We start from the raw sequence: 18,358 nt of genomic DNA on the forward strand, positions 1-18,358 counted from the left end.
TGTTCGGCGTTGTCAGGAGGGTATCATGCGATGCGACCGGCTGTGGCGGAATGCGCGACTGGCGACCTGCGCGCCGGACCGCCCCGGGCTCGGGGTGGTCGAGGGCGGCGCGGTGGCGAGCCGGGACGGACGGATCGTCTGGGCCGGGCCGGAGGCGGAGATGCCGGCGCTGGAAGCGGCGGAGACAATCGACTGCGCCGGGCGCTGGATCACGCCGGGGCTGGTCGATTGCCACACCCACCTGATTTTCGGCGGCGACCGCTCGGGCGAGTTCGCGCGGCGGCTCGCTGGCGAGAGCTATGAGAGCATCGCCCGCGAAGGCGGCGGCATCCGCGCGACGATGCGGGCGACGAGGGCGCTGGACGAGGCGGCGATGCGGGCGGGCGCCGAGGCGCGGCTGGCTGCCTGGGCGGCGGAGGGGGTGACGACGGTCGAGATCAAGTCGGGCTACGGGCTCGACGAGGCGACGGAACTCGCGATGCTGCGCGCGGCGCGCGCGATCGGCCGGGCGGGGCGGTTCCGCGTCGCCACCACCTATCTCGGCGCCCACACGATGCCGCCGGAGATGGACCGGACCGCCTATCTCGATCTCGTGTGCCGGCGGATGATTCCGGCGATCGCCGAGGCGGGGCTGGCGGATGCGGTCGATGCGTTCTGCGAGGAGATCGCCTTCGGCGCCGGGGAGGTTGCGGCGGTGTTCGCCGCGGCGCGGGCGGCGGGGCTGGCGGTGAAGCTGCACGCCGACCAGCGCGCCGAGGGCGGCGGGGCGGCGCTGGCGGCGCGGTTCGGCGCGCTGTCGGCCGATCATCTGGAATATGCCTCGGCCGAGGGAATCGCGGCGATGGCGCGGGCGGGCAGCGTCGCGGTGCTGCTGCCCGGCGCCTATTACGTGCTGCGCGAGGCGAAGCGGCCGGATGTCGCGGCGATGCGCGCGGCGGGATGCCGGATGGCGGTGGCGACCGACTGCAATCCGGGCACCTCGCCGATCGCCTCGCTGCGGCTTTCGGCGCAGATGGCCTGCGTGTTCTTCGGCCTATCCTTCGAGGAGGCCTGGCTCGGCATCACCCGCCATGCCGCCGATGCGCTCGGGCTCGGCGGCGAATGCGGCGCGATCGACGCGGGGCGGTCGTGCGACCTCGCGATCTGGAGTGTGGACAGCCTCGACCAGGTTCTCGCCTGGGTCGGGCCGGCGCCGCTGGAGCGGCGCGTTCTGAAAGGAGTTGATGCGTGATCATTTCACCGGGGACGATGCGGCTCGCCGACTGGCGGGCGGTGCAGCAGGGCGACGCGGCGCGGCTGGATGCGGGATGCCGCGCGGCGGTGGAGGCGGCGGCGGGATGCGTCGCCGCGATCCTGGAGAGGGACGAGGCGGTCTACGGCATCAATACCGGGTTCGGGCGCCTCGCCTCGACGCGGATCGAGCCGGCGGACCTCACCACCTTGCAGCGCAATCTCGTGCTGTCGCACGCGGCGGGGGTGGGCGAGGCGCTGCCGGCGCCGATCGTGCGGATGGTGATCGCGCTGAAGCTCGCGAGCCTGGCGCGCGGGGCCTCGGGCGTGCGGTGGGAGACGATCGAGGCGCTGCAGGGCTTGCTCGATCATGACATCCTGCCGGTGATTCCGGCGCAGGGCTCGGTCGGCGCCTCCGGCGATCTCGCGCCGCTCGCGCACATGACCTGCGCGCTGCTCGGCATCGGCGAGGTGCTGGGCGCGGCGGGGCGGGAGGATGCCGCGGCGGCGCTCGGCCGGGCGGGGATGGCGCCGCTGGTGCTCGGCCCGAAGGAGGGGCTGGCGCTGCTGAACGGCACGCAGGTTTCGACCGCGATCGCGCTGACCGGGCTGTTCCGCGCCGAGCGCCTGTGCCGCGCGGCGCTGCTGACCGGGGCGCTGACGACGGATGCGGCGCGGGGGTCAGACGCGCCGTTCGATCCGCGCATCCACGCGCTGCGCGGACATGCGGGGCAGATGGCGGTGGCGGCGGCGCTGCGGACGCTGCTGGCGGGAAGCGGGATTCGCGACTCGCACCGGATCGGCGATCCGCGCGTGCAGGACCCGTATTCGCTGCGCTGCCAGCCGCAGGTGATGGGCGCGGTGTTCGACCTGCTCGGCCAGGCGGGGCGGACGCTGGCGACCGAGGCCAATGGCGTGTCGGACAATCCGCTGGTGTTCGCCGAGACCGGCGAGGTGATTTCGGGCGGCAATTTCCACGCCGAATACGTCGCCTTCGCCGCCGACCAGATCGCGCTGGCGATCGCCGAGGCGGGGTCGCTGGCGGAGCGGCGGATCGCGCTGCTGGTCGATCCGGCGCATTCGGGGCTGCCGGCCTTCCTGACCCGCGCGCCGGGGCTGAACTCGGGCTACATGATTCCGCAGGTGACCGCGGCGGCGCTGGTCGCGGAGAACCGGATGCTGGCGCATCCGGCCAGCGTGGATTCCATCCCGACCTCGGCCAACCAGGAGGACCATGTCTCGATGGCGACGCACGGGGCGATGCGGCTGCTGAGGATGGCCGACAATCTCTCGCATGTTCTGGCGATCGAGTATCTGATGGCGGCGCAGGGGATCGACCTGCTCGCCCCGCTCGCGACCAGCGCGCCGCTCGGGCGGATGCACGCGGCGCTGCGGGAGAGCGTGCCGGTGCTCGGCGAGGACCGGCTGATGGCGCCGGACATCGCGCGGGCGCGGGCGCTGATCGAGAGCGGCGCCGCCGAGCGGGCGGCGGGATGCGACGCGCTGCCGGAGCTCGACGCGTGAGCGCCCCCTCCCCTGCCCCGTTCATCGAGCTGCGGCGGGGTGCCGCACCGCTGCTGGTCAGCATTCCGCATACGGGGACCGAAATTCCCGAGGCGCTGGCGGGGGATTTCGTCTCGTCCTGGCAGGCGCTGCGGGATGCGGACTGGTGGATCGACCGGCTCTACGATTTCGCGCCCGGGCTCGATGCGACGGTGATCCGCACGCGGATCTCGCGCAGCGTGATCGACGTCAACCGCGATCCGTCCGGCGCCTCGCTCTATCCGGGGCAGGCGACGACGGGGCTGTGCCCGACCACGGATTTCGACGGCGCGCCGCTCTATCGCGACGGGCGGGAGCCGGACGAGGCGGAAATCGCGAGGCGCCGGCAGGCGTTTCACGATCCCTATCATGATGTTATCGCAGGCGAGATCGCGCGGCTGCGGGCGCTGCACGGGCGCGTCGTGCTGTATGACTGCCACTCGATCCGCTCGGTGATTCCGCGACTGTTCGAGGGCGAGCTGCCGGTCTGCAATATCGGCACCGATCGCGGGCGGGCGGCCGATCCGCGACTTGCGGCGCGGATCGCCGGACGTTGCGCCGAGGCGGGGTTCAGCCACGTTTCTAACGGGCGGTTTGTCGGCGGCTGGATCACGCGGCATCACGGCGCGCCGGCCGAAGGCGTGCATGCGGTGCAGATGGAACTCGCCTGCCGCGGCTACATGGAGGAGCCGTCGGCACCCAGTGCGGCGAACTGGCCGACGCCATACGATCCGGCACGGGCGGCGACGCTGCGTGGCGTGCTGGAGGGGATTTTGCGCGACTGCCTCGATTTCGCGAACTCGAAGGAATGAACAGGATGAATCGTCGTCTCGACAATGCGCGGACGATCCGCGCGCCGCATGGCAGCGATCTCAGCGCCCGGTCCTGGCTGACCGAGGCGCCGCTCAGGATGCTGATGAACAACCTCGACCCCGATGTCGCGGAGCGGCCGGAGGAACTCGTCGTCTATGGCGGGATCGGCCGGGCGGCGCGGGACTGGGAGAGTTTCGACCGCATTCTCGGCGCGCTGCGCGACCTCGGGCCGGAGGAGACGCTGCTGGTGCAGTCGGGCAAGCCGGTCGGCGTGTTCCGCACCCATGCGGACGCGCCGCGCGTGCTGATCGCCAATTCCAACCTGGTGCCGAACTGGGCGAACTGGCAGCATTTCCACGAACTCGATCGCAAGGGCCTGATGATGTACGGCCAGATGACGGCGGGGTCGTGGATCTATATCGGCTCGCAGGGCATCGTGCAGGGCACGTATGAGACCTTCGTCGAGGCCGGGCGGCAGCATTACGGCGGCGATCTCGCCGGGCGGTGGATCCTGACCGGCGGGCTTGGCGGCATGGGCGGGGCGCAGCCGCTGGCGGCGACGATGGCCGGTGCCTCGATGATCGCGGTGGAGTGCACGCCCTCGCGCATCGAGATGCGGCTGCGCACGCGCTATCTCGACCGCCGGGCCGACACGCTCGACGAGGCGATGGCGATGCTGGAGGAGGCGAAGCGCGACGGAAAGCCGGTCTCGATCGGGCTGCTCGGCAATGCCGCGGAGGTGTTTCCCGAACTCGTCCGCCGCGGCATCCGCCCGGATATCGTGACCGACCAGACCTCGGCGCATGATCCGGTGAACGGCTACCTGCCGGCGGGATGGACGCTGGAGCACTGGGCGGCGATGCGCGAGCGCGACCCCGAGGCGGTGGCGCTGGCGGCGAAGCGGTCGATGGCCGGGCAGGTGCGGGCGATGCTCGATTTCTGGCGGATGGGAATTCCGGTGCTCGACTACGGCAACAACATCCGCGCCATGGCGCAGGAGATGGGGGTGGCCGACGCGTTCGACTTTCCGGGCTTCGTGCCGGCCTATATCCGGCCGCTGTTCTGCCGGGGGATCGGGCCGTTCCGCTGGGCGGCGCTGTCGGGCGACCCCGAGGACATCTACCGGACGGACGCGAAGGTGAAGGAGCTGATCCCGGACGATCCGCACCTGCATCACTGGCTCGACATGGCGCGCGAGCGGATCGCCTTCCAGGGCCTGCCGGCGCGGATCTGCTGGGTGGGGCTCGGGCAGCGGCACCGGCTCGGCCTCGCGTTCAACGAGATGGTGGCGCGGGGCGAGCTGTCGGCGCCGGTGGTGATCGGGCGGGACCATCTCGATTCCGGCTCGGTCGCCAGCCCCAACCGCGAGACCGAGGCGATGCGCGACGGGTCGGACGCCGTGTCGGACTGGCCGCTGCTCAACGCGCTGCTCAACTGCGCCTCGGGGGCGACCTGGGTCTCGCTGCATCACGGCGGCGGGGTCGGGATGGGGTATTCGCAGCATGCGGGGATGGTGATCGTCGCCGACGGCACCGAGGCGGCGGCGAAGCGGCTGGAGCGGGTGCTGTGGAACGACCCGGCGACCGGGGTGATGCGCCATGCCGATGCCGGCTACGACATCGCCATCGACTGCGCGCGGGAGAACGGGCTGAACCTGCCGGGGATCACCGGCTGAGGTTCAGGGGGCGGCCGGGCCGTCCGGCCGGTCGCCCATCGAGGAGCGGGTGCCGAGCGCGTAGCGGGCGCCGGGGTGGATGAACTCGGTCTGGGTGGCGGGAAGCCCGCCGCTCCAGGTGCGGCGGAGGACGACGAGGCAGGCCTGCTCCTCGTCGCGCCCGATCTCGAGCAGGGCGCGGATCTCGGGCGAGGGCGTGGTCGCGTAGACGACGTGCTCGGTCTCGGTCGCCGGGCCGAGGCGGAGGAGATAGGCGGCGACGGTCTCCTTCGTGAAATCCTGTTCGAGGAAATCCGGGGCGAAGCGGGGCGAGACCAGCCGGTCCTCGATCTGCACCGGCACGTCGTCCTCGTAATGCAGCAGGGTGGCGTGGAAGATGCGCGCGCCGGGGCGCAGGCCGAAGGCGAGCGCCTGGTCGGCGCGGGCGCGGGTGGCTTCCTGGGCGAGGACGCGGACGCGGTGGCGGTGGCCGGAGGCGACGATCTCATCGGAGATGTCGCGGATTTCGAGCCATTCGAGGCGCGGGCGCGGCGGCGCGGCGAAGCTGCCCCTGCCCTGCACGCGGGCGACGAGGCCGGCGGCGGAGAGTTCGCGCAGGGCGCGATGCGCCGTCATCCGCGAGACGCCGAATTCGGCCATCAGCTCGTGCTCGGAGGGCAGGCGGCCGCCGGGGCCGATCTGGCCGCTGGCGATGCGCTCGACGATCGCCTCCTTCACCCGGGCGTAGAGCGGCACCCGCGCGGCGGGTTCGCGATCGGGGGGCGCCATGGTCAGACCAGCGCCGGCACGGCGGCGGCGACCCGCGCGAGGATGCGGGTGAGGCTCGCCTGCAGCGCGGCGAAGCCGGGCAGGCGGAGCATCGTCGCCTCGTCCATGTAGAGGGCGCGGGCGATCTCGATCTGCACGACATGGACGTGCTCGCGCGGGCGGCCGTAGTGGCGGGTGACGTAGCCGCCGGCATAGGGATCGTTGCGGCGGATCGCGAAGCCCTCGCCGCGCAGGGCCTGCTCGACCAGCTGCACGACCGGGCGGGCGCAGGAGGCGCCGTGCAGGTCGCCCACCACGATGTCCGGCCCGTGGCCGTGCGGCAGGCCGGGCGGGCGCGGCATCGAATGGATGTCGAGCAGGAGGCAGGCGCCGAAGGCGGCGCGGGTTTCGGCGATGAGCCCGGCCAGGGCGGCGCGATAGGGGCGCCAGCAGGCCTCGATCCGCGCCTGCGCCTCGGCGAAGCGGAGCTTGCGGCGGTAGATCGGCTCGCCGGAGGCGACGACGCGGGCGATGGTGCCAAGGCCGGCGGCGACGCGGGGGCTGGTGGCGTTCACATAGGGCGGCAGGGCGTCCTCGAACATCGCGGGGTCGAGTTCCCAGGGCTCGCGGTTGACGTCACACCAGGCGCGGGGGAAGCGGGCGGCGAGCAGCGGCAGGCCGAGGCCGGGGGCGCCGGCGCACAGCTCGTCGACGAAGCCGTCCTCGCTCTTGCGCAGGGCGCGGGCGTCGAGCCGGGAGAGGGCGAGGAAATCCGGCGCGTAGGCGCGGCCGGAATGCGGCGAGGCGACCACGACCGGGGCGGACTGGCGCGGCGGGCGGGTGAGGACGCAGGGGGGCAGCTCCCCGTCGGCGCAGGCGGCGGCGTCTTGTTCGGGGCGCGGGGGAACCAGATCCATGACAAAATCATAAAGCCGATGCGGCCGCGCCCGGTCAATGATATGAACGCGCGGTTGGACAGGCAGGAACGGACCCAGGCCATGAACGAAATTCTCGTCGTCACCGTCAACGAGGTGGCCAATGCCAGGATCGCCCGGGTGGTCGGCCCGGTCTATGGCACCTCGATCCGCAGCCGGACCATCGTGGGCAACATGCTCGGCGGCATCCGCGCGATTTTCGGCGGTTCGCAGGAGGGCTACATCGCCATGGTCAACCAGACGCGGGACGAGGCGATCGCGGCGCTGAAGGCGCATGCCGCCTCGCTCGGCGCCAATGCGGTGATCGGGATGCGGTTCGATTCCGGGGAGTTCGACGCCGGCCAGGGCCAGGCGATGAACGAGGTCACCGCCTATGGGACGGCGGTGATCCTCGAAGCGGTCATGTGATCATTTCTGCGCCGGCAGGCCGGCGGCGGCGAAGAGCCGGGCGCGCAGGGCCGGATTCTGCCGGGCCTCGGCCAGCACCTGGTCGTATTGCCGCACGGTGAGGCCCTGCGCGGTGATGGCGGTGGTGGCCTTGTCCTTGGCGGAGGCGATCAGGCGCTGCTTGCCGGCGGGATCGGTCGTGTGGGCGAGCTTCGCGCCGTAGCTGTGGTTGATCTCGAGGACCTGGTGCAGGGCCTTGCCGGCCCTGGCGATGGTTTGCGGCGATGCGGACGGCGCCGCGGACATCGACCCGGTGGTGGGCGCGGGCGCGGCGGCGGCGGGGCTGCCGGTCGCCGCGAGGGCCGGCGCGCTCGCCATCGCGGCGGCGATCAGGGCAACGGCGCTGGCGCGGAAAAGGGTTCGGTCTGTCATGGGCATGACCTCCTGTACTGGACGGCCGGGGAGCGGCCGCGAGCGTCACGACCGCGGGGCGGACGTGGGCTGGGCGGCCGAGGAGCGGCCGCCTTCCTCACGAGAAGATGAGGACCCGGCAGGATGAGGCAAGTTTCGATTCGTTTAGTTACGAATTCGATTCATGCCGCCTTCGACTGGTCGATAATGCGTTGCAGGTTCGATATTATGTCGCGGGCCGCGGCGAGGCGGGCCTTCACGTCCATCTCGCGGACCATGACCAGCTTGTGGTCCGGGCGCAGGCGGAGCAGGCCGGCGCGGGTGGCGAGCCAGGCGACGAGGCCGCCGGGATTGGCGAATGCGTTGCCGCGGAAGGCGACGACCATGCCCTTCGGCCCGGCCTCCAGCTTCTCGACGCCGACGGCGCGGCAGGCGCGCTTCAGCGCCACCGTGGCGAGGAGGTTTTCCACCTCCTCGGGCATCGGGCCGAAACGGTCGACCAGCTCGGCGGCGAGCGCCTCGCTCTCGGCATCGGTCGCGAGTCCGCCGATGCGACGGTAGAGGCCGAGGCGGACCGGCAGGTCGGCAACATAGGCTTCGGGGATGAGGACGGGCAGGCCGAGGCTGATATTCGGCGTCCAGTCCCGCGCGGCCTCGCGCGATTCGCTGCCGCCGGCCGCGCGCAGTTCGGCCACCGCATCCTCCAGCATCTGCTGGTAGAGCTCGATGCCGACCTCGCGGATATGGCCGGACTGTTCGTCGCCCAGCAGGTTGCCGGCGCCGCGCAGGTCGAGATCGTGCGAGGCGAGGGTGAAGCCGGCGCCGAGCGTGTCGAGCGTCTGCATCACTTCGAGGCGCTTTTGCGAGGAGGCGGCGAGCGTGTGCGAGGCCGGCCAGGTGAGATAGGCGTAGCCGCGCTGCTTGCCGCGGCCGACGCGGCCGCGCAGCTGGTAGAGCTGGCCGAGGCCGAAGAGATCGGCGCGCCAGATCAGGATGGTGTTCACCGCCGGCATGTCGAGCCCGGATTCGACGATGTTGGTGGCGAGCAGGACGTCGTGCTTGCCTTCGCTGAACTCGGTCATCACCCGCTCGATCTCGGTCGGCGGCAGGCGGCCATGGGCGGTGGCGGTGCGCAGGTCCGGCGCGATCTCGGCCAGGCGCTCGCGCATCCGGTCGATATCCTCGATATGCGGGACGACGCAGAAGATCTGCCCGCCGCGGAAGCGCTCGCGGGCGATGGCCTCGCGGATCACCAGCTTGTCCCACGGCATGATGAAGGTGCGCACGGCGAGACGGTCGACCGGCGGGGTGGTGATCAGCGAGAGGTCGCGCACGCCGGTCAGCGCGAGCTGGAGGGTGCGGGGGATCGGCGTCGCGGTCAGGGTGAGGACGTGGATGTCGGCCTTGAGCTGCTTCAGCCGTTCCTTGTGGGCGACGCCGAAATGCTGCTCCTCGTCGACGATCAGCAGCGCGAGGTCGGCGAAGGCGATCGTTTTCGACAGCAGCGCATGGGTGCCGACGACGATGTTCACCGTGCCGTCGGCGAGGCCGGCCTTCACCTTCGCGGTATCCTTGGCGGAGACGAGGCGGGAGAGCTGCTCGACGCGGATGGGCAGGCCGGCGAAGCGCTCGGAGAACAGGCGGTAGTGCTGGCGGGCGAGCAGCGTGGTCGGCACCACCACGGCGACCTGGGCGCCGGACATCGCGGCGATGAAGGCGGCGCGGAGCGCGACCTCGGTCTTGCCGAAGCCGACATCGCCGCAGACCAGCCGGTCCATCGGCTTGCCGGCGGCGAGATCTTCCATCACGTCGGCGATGGCGCGAGCCTGGTCCTCGGTTTCGGTGTAGGGGAAGCGGGCGCAGAATTCGGCGAAGGCGCCGTCATCGGCGGCGAGGATCGCGGCGTCGTGCAGCTTGCGCTCGGCGGCGATGCGGATGAGGCCGGCCGCCATGTCGCGGATGCGGTTGCGGGCCTTGGCCTTGCGCGCCTGCCAGGAGGCGCCGCCCAGGCGGTCGAGCCCGACGCCGGCGGTCTCGCTGCCGAAGCGGGAGAGCATGTCGATGTTCTCGACCGGCAGGAAGAGCTTCTGGTCGCCATCATAGAGGATGCGCAGGCAGTCATGCGGCGCGCCCTCGACGCTCAGCGTCACCAGCCCGTCATAGCGGCCGATGCCGTGATCCTGATGCACGACGAGATCGCCCTCGGCGATTTCGGTGGCGTCGGCGATGAACTGGTCGGCGCGCTGGCGGCGGCGCGGCGGGCGGGCGATGCGCTGGCCGAGCAGGTCCTGCTCGGCGACGATGGCGAGATCGTCGGCGACATAGCCGCGTTCGAGGCCGAGGACGGCGAGCAGCACGGCGTCGCCCTGGGCGATGCGGGCCTCGGCGGCGTTGTCGATCGGGATCGAGCGCATGCCGTGGTCGCGCAGCAGGGCGGCGAGACGGTCGCGCGAGCCGGCGGACCATGCGGCGAGGACGACGCGGCGCCCGGCCTCGCGCCAGCGGGCGGCGAGCAGGCGGAATTCCTCATAGACCGAGGCGATGCCCTGGGCGGAGGCGAGGATGGCGCCGGGGCGGCCGCCGGCTTCCACGCCCTCGGCGCCCTCGGGCCGGGAGAAGGGCGAGAACACGGTTGCCCCGCGGGCGCGGAGCAGCGCATCGAGGCCGGCGCGGTCGAGATAGAGGCGCGCGGGCGCGACCGGCCGGTACGGCGCCTCGCCGGCGCGGGGCGGGGCGGAGCGGGCCTCGTAGTGATCGGCGATCATCTCGAAGCGGGCGGCGGCGGCCTCCTCGGCCTGGTGGTCGAGGCTGATGGCGGCACCGGGCGCATAGTCGAACACGGTTTCCATCGTCGCGCAGAAGAGCGGCGCGAAATGCTCCATGCCGGGATGGCGGCGGCCCTCGGAGACCGATTCGTAGAGCGGGTCGGTCAGCGCCTCGGCGCCGAACAGCTCGCGGAAGCCGGTGCGGAAGCGGCTGATCGAGTCGGCGTCGAGCGGGAGTTCGGAGGCGGGGCGGAAGGTGAGCGAGGGCAGCGCCTCGCCGCTGCGCTGGGTGCCTGGGTCGAAGCGGCGGAGCGTGTCCACCGTGTCGCCGAACAGGTCGATGCGGGCCGGCGCCGGCTCGCCGGAGGGCCAGACGTCGAAAATGCCGCCGCGCACGGCGAAGTCGCCCGGCTCCATGACGGTGCCGACGCGGTGATAGCCGCGCTGTTCGAGGAAGCGGGCGAGATCGTCCGGCGGGGCGGCGCCGCCGGGGGCGATGGTGCGGCTGGCATCGGCGAAGCGCGCGCGCGGCGGGGTGCGCTGGACCGCGGCGTTCACCGTGGTCAGCACGATGCGGGTGCCCTTCGCCGGTTCCAGCAGCCGGGCCAGGGCGGCGACGCGGTCGGCCACGATCGCCGGGTTGGGCGAGACGCGGTCGTAGGGCAGGCAGTCCCAGGCGGGGAAGCGGATGATCTCGGCGGCGGGGGCGAAGAAGGCGAGCGCGTCCTCCAGCCGGGCGAGGCGGGCATCGTCGCGCGCGATGTGCAGCACCGTGCCCGCCTCGGCGGCGCGGCGGGCGATCAGGTCGGCGTCGAACCCTTCCGGCGCGCCGTAGACGGTGAGCAGGCTCATCGCCCGCGCTTGGCGCCGAACTCGCCCTGGGCGATCTCCGCCGCCTCGTCGCGGATGCGGCGGAGCATGTCCGACTCCGCCTCGGCCGGGACCGGCTTGCGGCCGGTCAGCCAGTCGGCCAGCTCGGCATCGGGGTGTTCCATCACCGCCTCCAGCGCGTCGAGCGCCTCATCGTCCATCCCGTCGATGTATTTGCGGGCGAAGCCGCCGATCATCAGGTCGTTCTCGTAGGTGCCGCGATGGGTCGCGCGGTAGAGCAGCCGGCGGCGGCGCTGGATGAGCGCCTCGGACGATACTTCGGTCATGATGGCTTGCGATATAGTCGAGTGCTCCGCCACTGTCAGCCCGTGACCACCAACATCTCCGAGTCGCTGGCGCCGTTCCGGGCCGAGCTTGCCAGCCTGCCGGGCATCGGCCCGAAACTCGCGGCGCTGATCGCGCGCGCGGTGGGCGGGCCGAGCGTGGGCGACCTGCTGTTCCACCTGCCGCTGCATTTCATCGACCGCTCGCGGCAGTCGACGCTGGCGGAGGCGGAGCCGGGATCGGTCGCGACGGTGATGGTCGAGGTGGTGCGGCACGAGGCGCCGGCGCGGCGCGGGCAGCCGCACCGGGTGGTGATTCGCGACGCCAGCGGCTTCGGCGAGGTGGTGCTGTTCCACCCCGGGCGGCTCGGCCAGTTTCCGGTGGGCGCGAAACTGCTGCTGTCGGGCAAGATCGAGCGCTTCGCCGACCGCCCTACCCTGCCCCACCCCGATTACGTGCTGCCGGCGGCGCAGGCGGCGAGCCTGCCGGCGATCGAGCCGGTGCGGGGGCTGACGGCGGGACTCACGGCACGGGTGATGGCGCGGGCGGTGGACGGCGCCCTCGCCCGGCTGCCGGAGCTGCCGGAATGGCAGTTGCCCTCGGTGCTGCAAAAGCGGCGCTGGCCGGGCTTTACCGCCGCGCTGCGGACACTGCACGCGCCCGAATCGATGCCGGACGACCGCCCGGCACGGCGGCTCGCCTATGACGAATTGCTGGCGCGGCAGCTGGCCTTCGCGCTGATCCGCGCGCGGCGGCGGCGGCGGCCGGGGCGCGCCTTTACCGGCGATGGAAGGCTGCGGGCCGCCGCGCTGGCGCGGTTCGGCTTCGCGCCGACCGATGCGCAGGCGGCGGCACTGGCCGAAATTGACGCCGATCTCGCCGCGCCGCACCGGATGCTGCGGCTGTTGCAGGGCGATGTCGGCGCGGGGAAGACGCTGGTGGCGACGCTGGCGATGCTGCGCGTGGTCGAGGCCGGCGCACAGGCCGCCCTGCTCGCCCCCACCGAATTGCTCGCCCGCCAGCATCTGGCGACGCTGGAAAAACTCTGCCCGGTGCCGGTGGCGCTGCTGACCGGCTCGCTGCGGGCGGCCGAGCGGCGGCTTGTACTGGCCGGCCTCGCGGATGGGTCGATCCCGATCGTGGTCGGCACCCATGCGATCTTCCAGAAGAGCGTGGCGTTCCACGATCTCGGCCTCGCGGTGATCGACGAGCAGCACCGGTTCGGCGTCGAGCAGCGGTTCGCCCTCGGCGCCAAGGGAAGTGCGACGGACATGCTGGTGATGACGGCGACGCCGATTCCGCGCACGCTGCTGCTCTCGCACTGGGGAGAGATGAGTGTGAGCCGGATCCTGGCGAAGCCCGCCGGACGCAAGCCGATCCGCACCACGCTGCACCCGGCGGGGCGGATGGAGGAGATCGTCGCCGCGGTGGCGCGGATGATCCGCCGGGGCGGGCGGGTGTATTGGGTGTGTCCGCTGGTGGCCGAGAGCGAGGCGGTGGACATCGCCGCCGCCGAGGCGCGGTTCGCCGCACTCGCAGAGCGGTTCGGCGACCGGGTGGTGCTGGCGCACGGGCGGCAGCCGATCGAGATCCGGGCGGCGGCGCTGGAGCGCTTCGCCCGCGGCGAGGCGGACATCCTGGTCTCGACCACGGTGATCGAGGTGGGGGTGGACGTGCCGGAGGCGAACGTGATGGTGATCGAGCGGGCGGACCGGTTCGGGCTGGCGCAGCTGCACCAGCTGCGCGGGCGGGTCGGGCGCGGGGCGGCGGCGAGTTTCTGCCTGCTGCTGCACGGCGACGAGCTGAGCCAGGCGGCGCGGCGCCGGCTCGCGATCCTGCGGGAGACGGAGGACGGGTTCCGCATCGCCGACGAGGATTTCCGGCTGCGCGGCGGCGGTGACATATTGGGGGCGAAACAGTCCGGCCTGCCCGGCTACCGGCTGGCGGACGCCGAACGCGACGAGGACCTGATTCCGATGGCGCAGAAGGACGCGACACTGCTGCTCGACACCGACCCGCACCTGGAAACCCCGCGCGGCCGGGCGGCGCGGGTGCTGCTGCACCTGTTCGAGCAGGACCGCGCGATCCGCGCGCTGGTGGCGGGATGAGCCGGGCCTATCCGGCGGCGCCGCGCGTCGGCATCGGGGTGGTGCTGCTGCGCGGCGACGAGGTGCTGCTGATCCGCCGCGGCCGCAAGCCCGCACTCGGCGCCTGGAGCCTGCCGGGCGGGGCGCAGGAGCTCGGCGAGACGGCGGAGGCGGCGGCGCGGCGGGAACTGCGCGAGGAGACCGGGCTCGAGGCCGGCGCGCTGGTGCTGGCCGCGCATGTGGACTCGATCCATCGCGACGCGGCGCAGCGGATCGAGTTTCACTACACCATCCTCGATTTCGCCGGGCTGTATCAGGGCGGCGAGGCGGTGGCGGGCGGTGACGTGACCGACATCGCCTGGGTCAGGGCGGCGGAGTTCGACCGCTACGAATTGTGGAGCGAGGCGCGGCGGGTGATCGGCATCGCCCGCCGGCTGCTGGTCGTCACATGAACAGTTTCTTGTCCTGCTTCATGCCGGCATAGAGCGGGGCCACCCATTTGCCGTAGCCGTTGTAGATTTGCGTCGGCACCACCTCGCCGGTGCCGATGACGCGCTCGCGCGCCTGGCTCCAGCGCAGGGTGGGGTATTTCGGGTTCACATTGGCCCAGAAGCCGTACATGTCCGGGCTGGTCTTTTCCCAGAAGGTAACCGGCTGCTCCTTGACGAACTCGATGCGGACGAGGGATTTCGCCGATTTGAAGCCGTATTTCCAGGGCAGCACGACGCGGATCGGCGCGCCGTCCTGCCTGGGCATCTTCGCGCCATACATGCCGGTGCCGACGAAGGCGAGCTCGTTCGTCGCCTCCGCCATGGTCAGGCCCTCGTGGTAGGGCCAGGGGAAGAACGGGATCGACAGGCCGGGCATCACCTTCGGGTCGGACAGCGTGGTGAAGCGGAGATATTTCGCGCCCGAGAGCGGCTTGGCCAGTTTCACCAGATCGGCGAGCGGAAAGCCTTCCCAGGGGACGACGAGGGACCAGGCCTCGACGCAGCGATGGCGGTAGATGCGGGTTTCGGTGCTGACCTTCTTCATCAGGTCGTCGAAGGAGATGGTGAAGGGCTTTTCCACCATGCCGTCGATGCGGATGGTCCAGGGTTCGGTGGGCAGTTTCTGGGCCTTGCGCCAGATGTCCTTGTTCAGGCCGAATTCGTAGAAATTGTTGTAGGTCTCGACATTGTGGCGCGGGGTGAGGCTGCGCTCGGGGTCGAAACGCGCGGCGGAGGGCGGGTAGTCGGAGATGCGGTCGCCCGGTTTGGCGTTCGCGTTGGCGTTGGTGTCGGCGAGGGCGGCGCCGATCTGGCCGAAGCCGAGCATGGCGCCGCCCAGCGTGGCAAGGGCGGCGCGGCGGTCGAGCGCCAGATGCGGCGGGGTCGCCTCCGTTTCGGGCAGGGACCAGTCCGGTTTGCGGATGACGTGCATGGTTGTTCTCCTCGGGCGATAGATTACTCTGGTGCGCGCAGGCCATTCATCAACCCGCCGTGACCCGCGCGGGACCACCCTTCACAGCTTCGGGACCGCATGACCGACAGACCGATCGACCGCCTCCTCGCCGTCATGGCAGCGCTTCGGCATCCCGAGACCGGGTGCCCGTGGGATCGCGAGCAGGATTTCGCCACCATCGCTCCCTATACGGTCGAGGAGGCCTATGAGGTTGCGGACGCGATCGGAAAAGGCGATGCGGACGCGCTGCGCGACGAGCTGGGCGACCTGCTGTTCCAGGTGGTCTATCACGCGCGGATGGCCGAGGAGCGCGGCTGGTTCGGCTTCGAGGAGGTGGCCGCCGGGATCGCCGAGAAGATGATCCGCCGGCATCCGCATGTGTTCGGCGAGGCCGCGGCGCGGGACCAGGCGGCGCAGACCCGGGCCTGGGAGGCGGACAAGGCGCGCGAGCGGGCGGCACGGGCGGAGAGCGGCGTGCTGGATGGCATCGCCTCCACGCTGCCGGCGTTGATGCGGGCGCGGAAACTCGCGGCGCGGGCGGCGCGGGTCGGCTTCGACTGGCCGGATGCGGATTCGGTGCTCGACAAGCTCGACGAGGAGACGGCGGAGCTGCGCGCCGAGCTGGCGGGGGCGGACCCGGCGCGGATCGAGGACGAGCTGGGCGACATGTTCTTCGTGATGGTCAATCTCGCCCGCAAGCTCGGCTGCGATGGCGAGCAGGCGCTGGCGCGGGCGAATGCGAAGTTCGAGCGCCGGTTCCGCGCGGTGGAGGCGAGGCTCGCCGCCGCCGGGACGACGCCGGAGGCGGCCGGGCTCGCCGAGATGGAAGCGCTCTGGCAGGCGGTGAAGCGGGAGGGCTAGAGCATCATCCGATCAGATGGAGTCATCTGATCGGATAAAGATGCTCTAATTATCAATATCATAGAGCACTACATCCGATCCGGATGGATCGGATGGTGCTCTAGGGCATCATCCGATCCGTTCGGATCGGAACGTGCTCTAGCCGTAGAGCGCGTCGCGCAGGCGGTGCCAGGTGTCGCGGTCGGTGGCGGCGATGAGGCCGCCATCGATATCGGCCGGGCGCCAGGCCTCGCCATCCGGCCGGCGGACATGGCCGCCGGCTTCCTCGACGATCAGCGTGCCGGCGGCGTGGTCCCACGGCAAAGTGCGGCGGGAGACCGAGGCGTGCATATGGCCGGAGGCCATGGCGCGGTAGGTGGCGGCGGCGCAGCGCAGGTTGGGCGTCTGCCCGAGGGCGGCGAGGCTGCCGAGCACGCGGGATTTTTCGGCCCGCGCCATGTATTGCCAGGAGACCGAGGCGATCATCTGCGCGAGCGGCGCCGGGGCGGCGACGCGCAGGGGCAGCCATTCGGCTGAATCGGATGCGCCGCGGAGCAGGAAGGCGCCGCCGCCGCTTGTGGCGAGCATGGTGTCGTCGCGCAGCGGGTCGTGGATCAGCCCGGCGATGGTTCGATTGTCCTCGACCAGGGCGATCATCAGGCCGAACAGCGGCAGGCCGGCGGCGTAGTTCTGGGTGCCATCGATCGGGTCGATGACGAAGACGGGACCGGGGCCGGCGACCGCGCCGAGCAGGGCGGGATCGGCGGCGACGGATTCCTCGCCGATCACCGCGACATCGGGGAACAGGGCGCGCAGGCCTTCGGTGAGGGCGCGCTCGGCCGCCTCGTCGGCCACCGTGACGGGGTCGAGCGGGCCGGACTTGGTGCGCAGGTCGGCCGGGCCGATATGGCCGAAGCGGGGCATCACGATCGTGCGCGCGACGTCGCGCAGCAGCGCCGCGATGGCGGAAAGGTCGGTTCTGTCAGGCATCATGGGCTGGAATCCGTGGCGGTGGGTCAGGGGACCGGGGCGTGCAGCGCGGCTTCGTGATCGCGCTCGAAACGGGCGCGGTCCTCGGGGCGGAGCCGGACCTCGATGGCGATGGCGTCCTCGCCATCCGCGCGGGAGAGCACCTCGCCGTGGCGGTAGAGCCAGGCGAGGCCGGCGCCGTCGGCCGGCGCGAGCCAGTAGGTCGCGACCTGCATGGCGCCGGCGAGCCGGGCATCGATCGTGGCGCGCAGCGTGTCGAGATTCTCGCCGGACAGCGCCGAGACGGCGATGGCGGAAGCGCCCGGCAGGTCGCGCGCGGCGGGATCGAGCAGATCGATCTTGTTCATCACCTCGATGCAGCGGGACGACCATCCCTCGTCGATCATGCCCGAGCGGGCCATGCCGTCGAGCACGGAGACGACGTCGGCGCGCTGGGCGGCGCTGTCGGGGTGGGCGCAGTCGCGGACATGGAGGATGATGTCGGCGGCGGCGACCTCTTCGAGGGTGGCGCGGAAGGCGGCGACGAGTTCGGTCGGCAGGTCGGAGATGAAGCCGACCGTGTCCGACAGGATGGCCTGGCGGCCGGAGGGCAGGACGATGAGGCGCATCGTCGGGTCGAGGGTGGCGAAAAGCTGGTCCTGCGCGTGGACGGTGGCCCCGGTGAGCGCGTTGAACAGCGTGGATTTGCCGGCATTGGTGTAGCCGACCAGGGCGACGACCGGATAGGGCACGCGGTTGCGCGCGGCGCGGTGCAGGGCGCGGGTGCGGCGGACCTCGTCGAGCTCGCGGCGGAGGCGGGCGATGCGGTCGGTGATCAGGCGGCGGTCCGCCTCGATCTGGGTTTCGCCGGGGCCACCGAGGAAGCCGAAGCCGCCGCGCTGGCGCTCCAGATGGGTCCAGGAGCGGACGAGGCGGGAGCGCTGGTAGGCGAGATGCGCGAGTTCGACCTGCAGAACGCCCTCGGCGGTGCGGGCGCGCTCACCGAAAATGTCGAGGATCAGGCCGGTGCGGTCGATGACCTTGCACTTCCAGGCGCGTTCGAGATTGCGCTGCTGCACCGGGCTGAGCGTGGAATCGACCACCGCGACGCCGATCTCGGCCTCGGCGATGGACTCGCCGATCCGCCGCACCTGACCCTCGCCGAACAGGGTGGCGGGGCGGTGCGCGCGGATCTGCACGATTTCGTCATGGGCGATGACGAGGCCGATCGAGGCGGTGAGTCCGATCGCCTCGGCGAGGCGGGCCTCGGCCTCGCGCGGGCCGTTGCGTCCGCCATGTTCCCAAGGCAGCAGGACGGCGGCGCGGGTGGGCGCGGCCTGGGTGGGTATGCTCAACCCG

16 protein-coding genes are annotated in these 18,358 nt (G+C 71.6%); 8 read left to right on the forward strand and 8 right to left on the reverse strand.

Translation table 11 applies throughout. The annotated features are described in order from the left end of the window. Positions 1–25 precede the first annotated feature (25 nt). The 4 genes from hutI to hutU are packed head-to-tail and all read left to right on the forward strand — an operon-like array spanning position 26 to position 5,260. Positions 26–1,231 carry an imidazolonepropionase gene (hutI, locus tag ACMV_RS08945; protein ID WP_013640185.1) on the forward strand — a complete coding sequence of 402 codons (1,206 nt, stop codon included), beginning with the start codon at positions 26–28 and terminating at the stop codon, positions 1,229–1,231. Beyond that, the gene (hutH, locus tag ACMV_RS08950; protein ID WP_041664823.1) at positions 1,228–2,754 is read left to right on the forward strand and encodes a histidine ammonia-lyase; all 1,527 of its coding nucleotides are present in this window, start codon (positions 1,228–1,230) and stop codon (positions 2,752–2,754) included. Before hutI ends, hutH begins: the two co-directional genes overlap by 4 nt. Then, positions 2,751–3,584 (forward strand): N-formylglutamate deformylase, encoded by an 834-nt coding sequence (gene hutG / locus ACMV_RS08955; protein WP_013640187.1) that lies wholly within the window; start codon positions 2,751–2,753, stop codon positions 3,582–3,584. The genes hutH and hutG overlap by 4 nt, the downstream gene beginning before the upstream one ends. Positions 3,585–3,589: 5 nt before the next feature. Beyond that, positions 3,590–5,260, forward strand: coding sequence for a urocanate hydratase (gene hutU / locus ACMV_RS08960; protein ID WP_041664825.1), 1,671 nt, complete (start codon positions 3,590–3,592; stop codon positions 5,258–5,260). A gap of 3 nt (positions 5,261–5,263) precedes the next feature. Here hutU and hutC read toward each other — a convergent pair whose 3' ends face one another. Together hutC and ACMV_RS08970 are read right to left on the reverse strand one after the other, a co-directional pair. Then, positions 5,264–6,028 (reverse strand): histidine utilization repressor, encoded by a 765-nt coding sequence (gene hutC / locus ACMV_RS08965; RefSeq protein WP_007422586.1) that lies wholly within the window; start codon positions 6,026–6,028, stop codon positions 5,264–5,266. Positions 6,029–6,030: 2 nt separating this feature from the next. Further along, positions 6,031–6,924, reverse strand: a complete 894-nt coding sequence (locus ACMV_RS08970; protein WP_013640189.1) for an N-formylglutamate amidohydrolase — start codon at positions 6,922–6,924, stop codon at positions 6,031–6,033. A gap of 81 nt (positions 6,925–7,005) precedes the next feature. On the opposite strand from ACMV_RS08970, the gene ACMV_RS08975 reads away from it, so the two are divergent. Then, positions 7,006–7,350 (forward strand): YbjQ family protein, encoded by a 345-nt coding sequence (locus tag ACMV_RS08975; protein WP_011942465.1) that lies wholly within the window; start codon positions 7,006–7,008, stop codon positions 7,348–7,350. Here the strand turns inward: ACMV_RS08975 and ACMV_RS08980 are convergent, their stop codons facing one another. The 3 genes from ACMV_RS08980 to ACMV_RS08990 form a co-directional block, all read right to left on the reverse strand. Then, on the reverse strand, positions 7,351–7,761 hold the full coding sequence (locus ACMV_RS08980; protein WP_013640191.1) for a DUF4168 domain-containing protein: 411 nt from the start codon (positions 7,759–7,761) through the stop codon (positions 7,351–7,353). 161 nt (positions 7,762–7,922) lie between these two features. Beyond that, the gene (gene mfd / locus ACMV_RS08985; protein WP_007422886.1) at positions 7,923–11,357 is read right to left on the reverse strand and encodes a transcription-repair coupling factor; all 3,435 of its coding nucleotides are present in this window, start codon (positions 11,355–11,357) and stop codon (positions 7,923–7,925) included. Then, a complete protein-coding gene (locus ACMV_RS08990; RefSeq protein WP_013640192.1) occupies positions 11,354–11,662 on the reverse strand; it encodes a succinate dehydrogenase assembly factor 2 in 309 nt (102 codons plus the stop codon). Before ACMV_RS08990 ends, mfd begins: the two co-directional genes overlap by 4 nt. 42 nt (positions 11,663–11,704) lie before the next feature. Here ACMV_RS08990 and recG point away from each other — a divergent pair, with 42 nt between their 5' ends. Then, positions 11,705–13,768 carry an ATP-dependent DNA helicase RecG gene (gene recG / locus ACMV_RS08995; protein ID WP_013640193.1) on the forward strand — a complete coding sequence of 688 codons (2,064 nt, stop codon included), beginning with the start codon at positions 11,705–11,707 and terminating at the stop codon, positions 13,766–13,768. After that, on the forward strand, positions 13,765–14,199 hold the full coding sequence (locus tag ACMV_RS09000) for an NUDIX hydrolase (protein ID WP_013640194.1): 435 nt from the start codon (positions 13,765–13,767) through the stop codon (positions 14,197–14,199). The genes recG and ACMV_RS09000 overlap by 4 nt, the downstream gene beginning before the upstream one ends. Here the strand turns inward: ACMV_RS09000 and msrP are convergent. Next, positions 14,192–15,169 (reverse strand): protein-methionine-sulfoxide reductase catalytic subunit MsrP, encoded by a 978-nt coding sequence (gene msrP, locus ACMV_RS09005; RefSeq protein ID WP_013640195.1) that lies wholly within the window; start codon positions 15,167–15,169, stop codon positions 14,192–14,194. The two genes, ACMV_RS09000 and msrP, sit on opposite strands and share 8 nt — an antisense overlap. Positions 15,170–15,268: 99 nt before the next feature. Between msrP and mazG the strand changes: the two genes are divergently transcribed. Next, a complete protein-coding gene (gene mazG, locus ACMV_RS09010; RefSeq protein WP_011942470.1) occupies positions 15,269–16,051 on the forward strand; it encodes a nucleoside triphosphate pyrophosphohydrolase in 783 nt (260 codons plus the stop codon). A gap of 138 nt (positions 16,052–16,189) precedes the next feature. On the opposite strand, the gene ACMV_RS09015 is transcribed toward mazG, so the two are convergent. Continuing rightward, entirely contained in the window at positions 16,190–17,020 is an 831-nt protein-coding gene (locus tag ACMV_RS09015) for an inositol monophosphatase family protein (RefSeq protein WP_231844327.1), read from the reverse strand. A 26-nt stretch (positions 17,021–17,046) separates the two neighbouring features. Further along, positions 17,047–18,354 carry a GTPase HflX gene (gene hflX / locus ACMV_RS09020; protein ID WP_013640196.1) on the reverse strand — a complete coding sequence of 436 codons (1,308 nt, stop codon included), beginning with the start codon at positions 18,352–18,354 and terminating at the stop codon, positions 17,047–17,049. Between the last annotated feature and the right edge of the window lie 4 nt (positions 18,355–18,358).

The sequence above is a fragment of the Acidiphilium multivorum AIU301 genome, from assembly GCF_000202835.1.
Taxonomy (GTDB): domain Bacteria; phylum Pseudomonadota; class Alphaproteobacteria; order Acetobacterales; family Acetobacteraceae; genus Acidiphilium; species Acidiphilium multivorum.

Coding starts and splice junctions, on each gene's coding strand:
- hutI (WP_013640185.1), top strand. CDS start 26: ATGCGATGCGACCGGCTGTGGCGGAATGCGCGACTGGCGACCTGCGCG.
- hutU (WP_041664825.1), top strand. CDS start 3,590: ATGAATCGTCGTCTCGACAATGCGCGGACGATCCGCGCGCCGCATGGC.
- hutC (WP_007422586.1), bottom strand. CDS start 6,028: ATGGCGCCCCCCGATCGCGAACCCGCCGCGCGGGTGCCGCTCTACGCC.
- ACMV_RS08970 (WP_013640189.1), bottom strand. CDS start 6,924: ATGGATCTGGTTCCCCCGCGCCCCGAACAAGACGCCGCCGCCTGCGCC.
- ACMV_RS08975 (WP_011942465.1), top strand. CDS start 7,006: ATGAACGAAATTCTCGTCGTCACCGTCAACGAGGTGGCCAATGCCAGG.
- ACMV_RS08980 (WP_013640191.1), bottom strand. CDS start 7,761: ATGACAGACCGAACCCTTTTCCGCGCCAGCGCCGTTGCCCTGATCGCC.
- mfd (WP_007422886.1), bottom strand. CDS start 11,357: ATGAGCCTGCTCACCGTCTACGGCGCGCCGGAAGGGTTCGACGCCGAC.
- ACMV_RS08990 (WP_013640192.1), bottom strand. CDS start 11,662: ATGACCGAAGTATCGTCCGAGGCGCTCATCCAGCGCCGCCGCCGGCTG.
- ACMV_RS09000 (WP_013640194.1), top strand. CDS start 13,765: ATGAGCCGGGCCTATCCGGCGGCGCCGCGCGTCGGCATCGGGGTGGTG.
- msrP (WP_013640195.1), bottom strand. CDS start 15,169: ATGCACGTCATCCGCAAACCGGACTGGTCCCTGCCCGAAACGGAGGCG.
- mazG (WP_011942470.1), top strand. CDS start 15,269: ATGACCGACAGACCGATCGACCGCCTCCTCGCCGTCATGGCAGCGCTT.
- ACMV_RS09015 (WP_231844327.1), bottom strand. CDS start 17,020: ATGCCTGACAGAACCGACCTTTCCGCCATCGCGGCGCTGCTGCGCGAC.